The sequence below is a fragment of the Clostridium sp. K04 genome, from assembly GCF_019734375.1.
Taxonomy (GTDB): domain Bacteria; phylum Bacillota; class Clostridia; order Clostridiales; family Clostridiaceae; genus Clostridium; species Clostridium saudiense.
On record NZ_JAASHD010000006.1, the window covers coordinates 14,206 to 26,108 of the forward strand.

At 28.7% G+C, this 11,903-nt stretch carries 9 protein-coding genes; 8 read left to right on the forward strand and 1 reads right to left on the reverse strand.

Going from position 1 to position 11,903, the window contains the following annotated elements; all coding sequences use genetic code 11:
- Positions 1-101: 101 nt before the first annotated feature.
- The gene (locus tag HCG70_RS03980) at positions 102-1,541 is read left to right on the forward strand and encodes a glycoside hydrolase family 1 protein (protein WP_042394645.1); all 1,440 of its coding nucleotides are present in this window, start codon (positions 102-104) and stop codon (positions 1,539-1,541) included.
- Positions 1,542-1,782: 241 nt separating this feature from the next.
- Here HCG70_RS03980 and zupT read toward each other — a convergent pair whose 3' ends face one another.
- A complete protein-coding gene (gene zupT, locus HCG70_RS03985) occupies positions 1,783-2,562 on the reverse strand; it encodes a zinc transporter ZupT (RefSeq protein WP_042394642.1) in 780 nt (259 codons plus the stop codon).
- Between the two features lie 119 nt (positions 2,563-2,681).
- On the opposite strand from zupT, the gene HCG70_RS03990 reads away from it, so the two are divergent.
- The 7 genes from HCG70_RS03990 (at position 2,682) to HCG70_RS04020 (ending at position 11,687) form a co-directional block, all read left to right on the forward strand.
- The gene (locus tag HCG70_RS03990; protein WP_042394638.1) at positions 2,682-3,365 is read left to right on the forward strand and encodes a DUF554 domain-containing protein; all 684 of its coding nucleotides are present in this window, start codon (positions 2,682-2,684) and stop codon (positions 3,363-3,365) included.
- 57 nt (positions 3,366-3,422) lie between these two features.
- Positions 3,423-4,130: a LiaF transmembrane domain-containing protein gene (locus HCG70_RS03995; RefSeq protein WP_042394635.1), complete on the forward strand. Its 708-nt coding sequence runs from the start codon at positions 3,423-3,425 to the stop codon at positions 4,128-4,130.
- Between the two features lie 190 nt (positions 4,131-4,320).
- Positions 4,321-5,655, forward strand: a complete 1,335-nt coding sequence (locus tag HCG70_RS04000) for a CoA-disulfide reductase (RefSeq protein ID WP_042394632.1) — start codon at positions 4,321-4,323, stop codon at positions 5,653-5,655.
- A 302-nt stretch (positions 5,656-5,957) separates the two neighbouring features.
- Positions 5,958-7,460 (forward strand): DUF1846 domain-containing protein, encoded by a 1,503-nt coding sequence (locus HCG70_RS04005; RefSeq protein WP_042394629.1) that lies wholly within the window; start codon positions 5,958-5,960, stop codon positions 7,458-7,460.
- Positions 7,461-7,651: 191 nt separating this feature from the next.
- Positions 7,652-8,806: a LysM peptidoglycan-binding domain-containing protein gene (locus HCG70_RS04010; RefSeq protein WP_055291416.1), complete on the forward strand. Its 1,155-nt coding sequence runs from the start codon at positions 7,652-7,654 to the stop codon at positions 8,804-8,806.
- Between the two features lie 301 nt (positions 8,807-9,107).
- Positions 9,108-10,769 (forward strand): ribonuclease J, encoded by a 1,662-nt coding sequence (locus tag HCG70_RS04015; RefSeq protein ID WP_042394749.1) that lies wholly within the window; start codon positions 9,108-9,110, stop codon positions 10,767-10,769.
- A 96-nt stretch (positions 10,770-10,865) separates the two neighbouring features.
- Positions 10,866-11,687, forward strand: a complete 822-nt coding sequence (locus HCG70_RS04020) for a hypothetical protein (protein WP_042394624.1) — start codon at positions 10,866-10,868, stop codon at positions 11,685-11,687.
- Positions 11,688-11,903: the final 216 nt, after the last annotated feature.

Genomic DNA, 11,903 nt, shown 5'->3' on the forward strand with positions numbered 1-11,903 from the left:
AGTAATATAAAAAGAGTGAAAATATTAATATAGAAATTAAATTAATGATTTGTTAGAATTAACTATAATTACAATTTTTTTAGAAATAGAGGGTGAGAAAAATGGGAAACTTTAAAATGCCTAAAGGGTTTTTATGGGGAAGTGCATCTGCTGCATATCAAGTAGAAGGTGCTTATTTAGAAGATGGCAAAGGACTTACAAATTGGGATAAATTTGTTAGAATTGAAGGTAAAACTTTTAAACATACTACAGGAGATGTGGCAGTAGATCATTATCATAGATTTAAAGAAGATATTAAGTTAATGGCAGAAATGGGACTTAAGACTTATCGTTTTTCAATTGCATGGGCAAGAATAATTCCGGATGGAAATGGAGAAGTAAATGAAAAAGGATTAAAGTTTTATGAAGAACTAATTGAGGAATGCTTAAAATATAATATTGAGCCAATGGTTACAATATTCCACTGGGATTTACCACAAGCATTAGTAGATCAATATAATGGATTTGAGGATAGAAAAATAGTAGATGATTTTGTTAGATATGCAAAAATATTATTCGAACGTTTTGGTTCAAAGGTTAAGTATTGGATTACATTAAATGAACAAAATATATTTACTTCTTTAGGATGGCTTACAGCAATGCATCCGCCAGGAAAATTTGATGATGTAAAAACTTTTTATCAAGTTAATCATCACGCATTTATGGCACATGCAAAAACAGTATTGGAATTTAAGAAACTAGTTCCAAATGGGAAAATAGGAGCAAGTTTTGCATATAGCCCAAGCTATGCTATTGATTGTAATCCAATTAATGCAATGTCAAAAATGGATTATGATGATATGAAGAATTTTTGGTGGATGGATATGTATGCTTATGGACATTACCCTAAATCAACATTTATTTACTTAAAAAATAGGAATATGGAACCGAAATTTGAAGCTGGGGATGAAGAAATATTAAAAGAAGCAGCATCAAAAATTGATTTTATGGGTGTAAATTATTATCAAACATCTGTATGTGAATATAATCCAATTGATGGAGTAACTCCTTATGGAACATTTAACACTACTGGTGTTAAAGGATCTGGACAAGTTACAGGACAACCAGGATTATTTAAGAATCCATCTAATCCATATTTAAAAACAACAGATTGGGATTGGACTATTGATCCAATGGGCTTAAGATATGCTTTAAGAGAAATTACAAGCAGATATAATTTACCAATAATAATATCTGAAAATGGATTAGGTGCTTTTGATAAAAAGGAAGAAGATAATTCAATTCATGATCCATATAGAATAGCCTTCTTAAAGGCACATATTGAAGAAATGAAAATTGCGATTGAAGAAGGTTGTGAAGTAATTGCTTATTGCACTTGGTCATTTACTGATTTGTTAAGTTGGTTAAATGGTTATCAAAAGAGATATGGATTTGTATATGTAGATAGAGAAGAGGAAGAAGGTTCTTCGATGAATCGTTATAAAAAAGATAGTTATTACTGGTATAAGAAAGTAATAGAAACAAATGGTGATGAAGTATAAAGTTATAAAATAATTATGCCATTCAAATTAATCTAAGATTTAGGTTAATTTGAATGGCAATTTTTTAGGGAATTGTAATATTATTTATAAAATTATATGCAATTTCAATTAAAGTATATCCAATTCCAACTAGTGCAATTGTGGCTAATAAAATCATATAATCCTCCTAAAAACAATCTTATATTATTATAATTATAAAAGATGAAAAAATATACATTTATTTAAATAGTGTATATTAAACTTAAACGAAAATATGGGTTAAAGGCATTACACAAAAGCCTAGAAAAATTGATATTAATGCAATTTTAGAATAACCATACTTTTGGGAGGAGGGAATAAGCTCTGCAAAAGAGATATATAACATTATTCCACAAACAACAGCAAAGATGATTCCTAAAATAAGATCATTAATAAATGGTTTTAAACATATGAATGCAATTAAAGCTCCAAATGGCTCTGCCATACCAGAAATAAAAGAGTACTTAAGAGCCTTGGCTCTACTTTTGCTTGCAAAATAAATTGGCATGGCAATTGCGATACCTTCAGGTATGTTATGGAGTGCAATTGCAAGTGTTACAGTGATTCCAAGTGTAGTATCTTGATAACCAGAAACGAAAGTTGCTATACCTTCAGGAAAGTTATGTATCATCAAAGCGATAGTTGATACTAAGCCAACTCGGAAAATATCAAAGTTATTATCATATTGAGCAATTTTGTTGCTGTTACCTTCTGGAATTAAAAGGTCTATTAAATAGGCCATTATAGCACCAATCAACATGAATAAAATAGACCATAGTACTCCAGGTGTATTTCCATGATATTTAGATATAGCGGTTTGGGCAGTAGGAAATAAATCAGTAAATGATACGGCAATCATTACACCGGCAGAAAAGCCAAGAGCAAATGTTAAAAATTTTTCATTTCTTGACTTAGTAAAAAATATGATGATAGCTCCTAAAACAGTAGATAATCCTGCTATAGTAGAAAGAAGCAAGGGAAATAATGAGTTGTTATCAAACATTTCACACCTCTCAAATTATTGTTACATAATTATTTTATGAGAGAGAGTATATAAAAAGAATATAAAAAATTACAAAATATTGGTATAATTATATGAAGTAAACTAATAAGGGGGTAAATATGTTAGGAACTATAGTAAATTCAATAGCAGTAATGGTTGGTTGCTTAGTTGGTCTTTTGCTAAAGGGAAGATTAACAGAAAAAATAAGTACAACAATAATGAATGGATTAGCATTATGTGTACTATACATAGGGATATCAGGAGCTTTAAAAGGAGAAGATACTTTAATAATGATTATATCAATAGCTATAGGGGCTTTAATTGGAGAAGTTATAGATATTGATAAATGGTTAAATAAACTGGGAGATTACTTAGAAAGTAAATTTAAAAGTAAAAAAGGTAATAATATATCATTAGCGGAAGGATTTGTAACATCAAGTCTTTTATTTTGTGTTGGAGCTATGGCCATAGTTGGGGCATTAGAAAGTGGACTTAAGGGTAACCATGATACTTTATTTACTAAATCAATTTTAGATGGAATATCATCTATTATCTTTACATCATCTTTGGGAATAGGTGTAATATTCTCTGCAGTAACTGTATTTATATATCAAGGGGCAATAACGTTAGGAGCAGGAATTTTATCTGGAGTTTTAAGTACTACAGTAATTACAAATATGAGTGCAATTGGTGGATTATTAATTGTAGGACTTGGATTTAACATGCTAGGAGTAACTAAAATAAAGGTAGCAAATTTACTACCGGCTATATTCTTGCCAATACTTTTTCAAATATTTATTTAGATTGTATTATAATATATGCTATTATATAGGTGGGAGTAAAATATTGGGAGGTAAATGATGAAAAAAGATTATTCAGCGCTTATTTGGGGATTATTATTTGTAGCGGTTGGTATTATATTTGGTGGAAATGCACTTGATATCTGGGATATAGATATATTTTTCCCGGGTTGGTGGACTTTATTTTTAATTATACCTGGATTAATATCTATGGTTAGATATGGATTTAATTGGGGATCAGGGGTACTAATTATAGTAGGAATTATATTACTTTTTGATAGTTTAGATATTATAAGTGGAAGAGTTATGTGGAAATTAGTTTTTCCATTAATATTAGTAGCTATAGGTATTTCTATACTAGCAACATTTTTTAGATCAGGGAAAAAAAGAGGAATTGAATCAGATGAAGATATTAAGAGTAAATCTTATATGTATGATTCAACTCAATATCCAAGATATACTGCAATTTTAGGTGGAGGAGATTATAAGAATACATCTGAAGATTTAAAGGGAATTGTTGCAGAAGCAATACTTGGTGGCTTAGGTATAGATTTAAGAGAAGCTAAAATAACAGAAGATATAGTATTAGAGCTTACTGCAGTTTTAGGCGGTATAGATATATTTTTACCTGATAATGTTAGAGTGGAAATAATTTCAGGGACACCTATACTTGGTGGATTTGAGCATAAAATAAATAGAAATGCTTTATCAGGACCAAAAGTAAGGATTAAGTATACTGCAGTTTTAGGTGGAATTGAAGTTAAGTAAAACTAAAAAATAATTAAATTATTACAAATAAAAGTAATGGTTCTAAATTTAGGACTATTATTTTTTTTTATTTCATTTATAATGATAATAAATATTACTTAATATGTGGTTTATTTTGATATTAACATAAGATAAAGAGTAAACTATAAATAATTAAGATTTTAATTGTAATAAGAGGATGGTGTTTTAGATGAAGGTTGTAATCATCGGTGGTATAGCAGCAGGAATGAGTGCTGCAGCTAAATTTAAAAGACTTTCACCAAATGATGATGTAGTAGTTTATGAAAAGGGAGACATAGTATCTTTTGGAGCATGTGGGCTTCCATATTATGTTGGAGGATTCTTTGAAGATTCAAATGAAATGATAGCAAGAACTCCAGAAGCATTTAGACAATCAGGTGTAGAAATACATACAAAGCATGAAGTAACAAATGTAGATTTCGCTAATAAAAAGTTAACAATAAAGAAACTTGATAGTAATGAAATAATAGAAGAAAGCTATGATAAGTTAATGATTGCAAGTGGTGCAAGAGCAATTATACCACCAATAAAAAATGTTAACTTAGAAAATGTAGTTACATTAAAATCAATGGATGATGGTAATAAATTAAGAGAATTAATGGCAAATGAAGAATATAAAAAAGTTGCTATCATAGGTGCTGGTTTTATTGGACTTGAAGCTGTTGAAGCTGCAAAGCATAGAGGTAAAGAAGTTACTGTTATTCAACTTCAAGACAGAGTTCTTCAAGAAGTATTTGATAAAGATATAACTGATCTTTTAGAAGAAGAGTTAAGAGAGAGTGGAGTTAATCTTTTATTATCAGAAACTGTAACTGAGCTTATTGGTGATGGAAGAGTTTCTAAGGTTAAAACTGATAAAAGAGAAATAGAAGCAGATATAGTTATACTTGCTACAGGTGTAAGACCAAATACTGACTTCTTAAATCCAGATGAAATAAAAATGATTAGAAATGGTGCAATCGTAGTTGATAAATATGGAAGAACATCAGTAGAAGATGTATATTCTGCAGGAGATTGTGCAACTATAAACAGTTTAATTACTGATAAAGAAGTATATGTACCTCTTGCAACAGGAGCTAATAAGCTTGGAAGAATAGTTGGTGAAAATTTAGCAGGTCAAAATAACTCATTCCAAGGATCACTAGCATCTAGCTGTATAAAGGTTATGAATATGGAAGCAGCAAGAACTGGACTTTCAGAAAAAGAAGTTTTAGATTTAGGGTTTAATTATAAAACTAAATTTATAACAGATATGAATCAAACTAGTTACTATCCAGGTAGAGAAAGAATTTATGTTAAGTTAATATATGATGCACATACTAAAGTAATTTTAGGTGGTCAAGTAGCAGGATATAAAGATGCAGTTCAAAGATGTAATGTATTAGCTGCTTGTATTTATGCAAAGATGACAACAGATCAATTAGGAATGTTAGATCTTTGCTATTCACCACCATTTGCAAGAACATGGGATGTTTTAAATGTTGCAGGTAACGTAAGTAAATAAAGTTGTACCTAAGTGGGAGATAAAAATGACAAGTTAAAGACTTGTCATTTTTTGTGTAATTAGCTATAAATCAATGTCAGATTAGAGTATTTCACAACTAGCGAATTATAAAAAAAATTTATAATAAAAAATTCGTATTTTATGATTTACTTTATCAAGAATTTGTGTAATAATATTATAGATTTTGTGCCTAAATAATAATAAAAACAAAATTTTATTATTAATAGTTACAGCTAGTATGAGTGGTTTCATAATAGAAACAATTCATACTAAAAAAAAACTATAAAATTAGGAGTGGACATATGAAAATAGGATTTGATCATGAAAAATATTTAGAAGAGCAATCTAAGTACATATTAGAAAGAGTTAATAACTACGATAAGCTATACTTAGAGTTTGGTGGAAAACTTTTATTTGATTTACATGCAAAAAGAGTTTTACCTGGATTTGATGAAAATGCAAAAATTAAATTATTACATAAATTAAGAGAAAATGTAGAAGTAGTTATTTGTGTTTATGCAGGAGATATAGAAAGAAATAAAATAAGAGGCGATTTCGGAATTACTTATGACATGGATGTTTTAAGATTAATTGACGATTTAAGAAGCTATGATCTAGAAGTAAATTCAGTTGTAATAACTAGATATAATGATCAACCTTCAACTACTGTTTTCATTAACAAATTAGAAAGACGTGGAATAAAAGTTTATAAGCATAGAGCTACTAAAGGGTATCCAACAGATGTTGATACTATAGTTAGTGAAGAAGGATATGGTAAGAACCCTTATATAGAAACTAGTAAGCCAATAGTGGTTGTTACTGCACCAGGGCCAGGAAGTGGAAAGCTTGCTACATGTTTAAGCCAATTATATCATGAAAATAAAAGAGGAAATGTTGCTGGATATTCTAAGTTTGAAACATTCCCAGTATGGAATGTTCCATTAAAGCATCCATTAAATATAGCTTATGAAGCTGCAACAGTTGACTTAAAGGATGTTAACATGATAGATTACTTCCATTTAGAAGCTTATGGAGAAACTGCAGTTAACTATAACAGAGATTTAGAAACATTCCCTGTACTTAAGAGAATTATTGAAAAGATAACAGGAAAAGAATCAGTTTATAAATCACCAACTGATATGGGAGTTAATAGAGTTGGTTTTGGTATAGTTGATGATGAAGTTGTTAAAGAGGCTTCAAGACAAGAAATAATAAGAAGATATTTTAAGACTGGTTGTGAATATAAAAAAGGTTATGTTGATAAGGAAACATTTGAACATGCAAAGCTTATAATGGAACAAGTTAACCTAAAAGAAGAAGATAGAAATGTTGTTCTTCCAGCAAGAGAACGTGCTATTAAATTAAAAGAATTAAATAGTGATATCTGTACAGCAGTTGCTATTGAGTTAGAAGATGGAACTATTCTTACAGGTAAGGGGTCAGAATTATTAGATGCTTCTGCAGCAGCCTTATTAAATTCAATAAAATATTTAGCTAATATTGCTGATGATATGCACTTAATTTCACCAGTTATTTTAGAACCAATTTTAGATTTAAAATCTAAAACATTAGGAAATAAAAAAGTATCATTAAATTGTGAAGAAGTATTAATTGCTTTAAGTATTTCAGCTGCAACTAATCCTACAGCTCAAGTAGCAATGGAAAAGTTAGCTATGCTTAAAAATTGTCAAGCTCATTCAACAACAATATTACCAACTAGTGATGAGCAAACATTTAGAAAACTTGGAATTGATGTAACATGTGATGCAGAATATGCGTCAGAAAGTCTTTTCTATAATAATTAATAAGTATATTCAATAATATTATATAAGGAGTTAACTATATTTTAAAAAATATAGTTAACTCTTTTTTGTTTGAAAAGTAAGCCTTGGTATAACTCCAAAAAATTAAAAGTTAATAATTTATAATCACTAATTTTATATGTCGGAATATTATAAAATTAAGGATAAATTATATAACTAAGGAGGAGCTTAATATGTCAAATTACACAGGAATAGATATAAGCAATTGGCAAGGTAGTATAGATTTTTCACAAGTAAAAAATAGCGGAACACAAATAGTATATATATTAGCATCTCAAGGGAATTATTTTATAGATTCTTATTTACAAGAATTTTATAATGGTGCGATTAGCAATGGATTATTAGTTGGATTTTATCATTTCTTTGATCCAGCAGTTTCAGTAGATGCTCAAGCACAATATTTTACAAATGCTATAAAGGGACTAACTAGTAACTGTAAGCTTGTTTTAGACTTAGAGAAGGCAGGAAACTATGGAGCTAGCGAATTATCAGAATTAGCTGTTGAATTTTTAGAAAAGGTAAAAGCGCTTACAAACACAGAAGTAGCTATATATACTTATGTGAGCTTTGCTAATAATAATATAGTGTCCGGATATGGATTAGAGAATTATCCTTTATGGATAGCAGAATATGGTGTGAATTCTCCACAAGGTAATCCTATATGGGGAAATAGTCATGCTGGATGGCAATATTCAGATACTGGTAGTGTAGCCGGTGTTAGTGGAAATGTAGATATGGATGTATTTACTGAAGAAATGTTATTAGAAGAAAGTAGTAGGATTGTAGGGGATAGTAGCAGTACTAATAATAATTCTAATTCTAATTCAAATAGTAGTTATATTTATTATACAGTACAATCAGGAAATACATTAAGTGGAATAGCAGAGGAATATGGAACAACAGTAAATACTTTAGTAGCTTTAAATGGAATATCAAATCCAAATTTAATATATGTAGGGCAAGTACTAAAAATTCCAGCAACAGGATCAGGAGCAAGTGTATCAACATCATCTACAATAAACTATACAGTACAAGCAGGAGACACATTAAGTGGGATAGCAGAAGAGTATGGAACAACAGTGAATACTTTAGTAGCCTTAAATGGAATATCAAATCCAAATTTAATATATGTAGGACAAGTACTCAAGATTCCAGTATCAGGATCTGAATCAACATCAAATTCTACAGTTACAACCTATACAGTACAATCAGGAGATACTCTAAGTGGAATAGCATTGAAATTTGGAACAACAGTTAATCATTTAGTAGCTATAAATGGAATATCAAATCCAAACTTAATATATGTAGGACAAGTATTAAAAATATAACAATTAAGAGATAAGGTTTTTAAATTTTAGGATAAAGTGAATGGTTAGTATATATTGCTTATAACTATTCACTTTTAATTTTAGATTAATAGAAATTTTTAAGCGTAATTTAAGATTTGGTAGTAGAAGATACATTAATGAATACTAAATAATATGGCAAAAGTACTAAATGGCGATGAGAGTTATATTGACTAACTCTTTGCTAAAATATTATTTGTTAATAAAACGAAGAATAACTAATAAATTGGCAAGGAATAATAAATATAAGGAAATTAATAAAGTAGCGAAAGGAACTGTTTTAATGAGGGAAGAAAAAGTAAAAATAATTCCCCTTGGTGGACTAGGGGAAATAGGTAAAAATATTACAGTTTTTGAATGTGATGATGAAATTATTGTTGTTGATTGTGGAATAGCATTTCCAGATGAAGAGATGTACGGGGTAGATTTAATAATACCAGATATATCGTATTTGAAGAATAATGTTAAAAAGATAAAAGGTATATTCTTAACACATGGACATGAGGACCATATAGGGTCATTACCATATGTACTAAAAGAAGTGAATGTACCCATATATGGAACTAAATTGACTATAGGTATAGTAAAGACAAAGTTAGAAGAACATAATTTACTATCAGAAGTTAAATTACATAATGTTGAAGCTGGAGATATAATTAAATTTGATAAGTTTAAGGTTGAATTTATAAGAAACACCCATAGTATAGCTGACTCTTGTAGCTTAGCTATATTTACTCCAGTTGGTACAATATTACATACAGGGGACTTTAAAATAGATTATACACCAATCGATGGAGAAACAATGGATTTGCAAAGGATATCTAATTTAGGTAAAGAAGGAGTAACTTTACTTATGGCAGATAGTACTAATGTTGAAAGAAAGGGACATTCTTTATCAGAGAAAAGTATAGGGCACACATTAGATAGAATTATTAGTAAAGCTAGAGGAAGAGTTATTGTAGCAACTTTTGCATCTAATATACATAGAATGCAACAAATTGTTGATGCTTCTATTAAAAATAAAAGAAAGGTTGTTTTTAATGGAAGAAGTATGGAGAATATATCAAAAGTTGCAATGGAACTAGGATATCTGCATATACCTGAGAATAGTGTATTAAGTATTGATGATTTAAAAGATTACGATAATAGTAAAATCACATTAATTACAACTGGAAGTCAAGGAGAACCAATGGCATCTTTAGCAAGAATAGCATTTTCTAATCATAGGAAAATAGCTATAGAGCATGAAGATACTTTTATAATTTCTGCTTCTCCAATCCCTGGAAATGATAAACTTATTTCTAGGGTTATAAATGAGTTGTTTAGAAAAGGTGCAGATGTTATATACGAAGATTTAGCAGATGTGCATGTATCAGGTCATGCATATCAAGAGGAGTTGAAGCTAATACATACTTTAGTTAATCCTAAATATTTTATGCCTGTTCATGGTGAATATAGACATTTAAAACATCATGGTGATTTGGCAGAAAATTTAGGTATGGATAAAAATAATATATTTATTTTAGAAACTGGAAATGTACTAGAACTAACTAAAAATGGTTGTAAAAAAGAAGGTAAAGTAAGAACTGGAGCTGTATTTGTTGATGGATTGGGTGTTGGAGACGTTGGGAATATAGTATTAAGGGATAGAAGGCACTTAGCACAAGATGGAATGTTAACTATAGTTGTTGCAATTGAAAGAGAGACATTAAGTATAGTATCAGGACCAGATGTTATTACAAGAGGATTTGTATATGTTAAGGAATCAGAGGAGTTAATCAATAAAGTTAAAGAAATATCAGTAATTGAAGTAGAAAAGTGTTTAGAGATTGGTGTTATTGAATGGTATGTATTAAAAAGTAATGTGAAAAAAGCAGTAGAAAATTATATTTACGAAAAAACAAAAAGAAGACCAACTATAATTCCAATTATAATGGAGACATAAATATAATTTTTAAAATTATATTTACATATTTGATAAAGCAAACAAAAGTATGTATAATTATTATGTAAACATTTAAAGTGGGGAAGGGTAATAAATATGAATATAGGAACAGTTAAAAAATATCAAGAGTTAATGCAAGAATTTTCAAAAACTCCAAGAGAAGATGTTATGAGATTTAAAAAGAAATATGAAGAAGTTTTAAGTGAATTCTTAAAGTTAGAAGAAGTTTATACTATAGCTTCAAAAAAATCTTCGTTAGAAGATATTAAAAATAATGTAGCTAAGCCATTATGTGCGTTAAATCATAAAAAAATGCCAGGAATGTGGTTTTTTTCTGAAAGAGAATTTGCACAAGACTTTGTAAAGCATTTTGGCTTAATAAAAGATGGAGTTGAATATATAAGAACATTAAAAGGTGAAGAAATTATAGAAGCAATTAAGTATGGAGTATTTAATGGTATTTATCAGTTTTCTATAGATGAAGGTAAATGTACTATGGTTATGGTTCCATATGATTTATTAAATGCTTATTTCAATAGCAAAGGTGAAGAGAACTTTTTAGAAAAAAATCAATATGAATTAATGATTCTATTTACTATGATGAAGTTCCATGGAAAGCTTGTATATGCAATTGAAAGTGATGATTTAGGTAAAGATGGAAAAAGTAAATTAGCTTGCGATAGAAAAGGTGTACTTAATTTATTTGAAAAGAAAGATGATGCCGATATACATAAATATGATATTGGATATGGTAGAAAAGAATCAAAGGGATTAAATATAATTGAATTAAGAAATTCAATTAATGAAATTTCAGAAGAAGTAGAAGTAGTAAAGATTGAAATTAAAGAAAATGTATTTGAAATAAGTAGTAAAAAGTTAGCTTATATATTAAATGAAATGACTAAAATTAATCAATAAATTATATAAAAAAATAACTGAATTTAAGATAATATTGAATAGTAATATACATGTAAATGATATTATGAATATTAGATATAGTTAGGATAAATACACCTTGTGGCTAATTTAGTGAGTAGAATAGGGAGTTTCCATTATTGTTAGTATAGATAGCTTTTTACTTTTTAATTAAAATTATATATAATATTTAAATGAAAGTTATTATATTAAAAATTT

Bases quoted from the DNA above. Each gene is read 5' to 3' on its own strand.
- HCG70_RS04005 (WP_042394629.1), top strand. From the start codon at position 5,958: ATGAAAATAGGATTTGATCATGAAAAATATTTAGAAGAGCAATCTAAG.
- HCG70_RS04020 (WP_042394624.1), top strand. From the start codon at position 10,866: ATGAATATAGGAACAGTTAAAAAATATCAAGAGTTAATGCAAGAATTT.
- HCG70_RS04015 (WP_042394749.1), top strand. From the start codon at position 9,108: ATGAGGGAAGAAAAAGTAAAAATAATTCCCCTTGGTGGACTAGGGGAA.
- HCG70_RS03980 (WP_042394645.1), top strand. From the start codon at position 102: ATGGGAAACTTTAAAATGCCTAAAGGGTTTTTATGGGGAAGTGCATCT.
- HCG70_RS03990 (WP_042394638.1), top strand. From the start codon at position 2,682: ATGTTAGGAACTATAGTAAATTCAATAGCAGTAATGGTTGGTTGCTTA.
- HCG70_RS03995 (WP_042394635.1), top strand. From the start codon at position 3,423: ATGAAAAAAGATTATTCAGCGCTTATTTGGGGATTATTATTTGTAGCG.
- zupT (WP_042394642.1), bottom strand. From the start codon at position 2,562: ATGTTTGATAACAACTCATTATTTCCCTTGCTTCTTTCTACTATAGCA.
- HCG70_RS04000 (WP_042394632.1), top strand. From the start codon at position 4,321: ATGAAGGTTGTAATCATCGGTGGTATAGCAGCAGGAATGAGTGCTGCA.
- HCG70_RS04010 (WP_055291416.1), top strand. From the start codon at position 7,652: ATGTCAAATTACACAGGAATAGATATAAGCAATTGGCAAGGTAGTATA.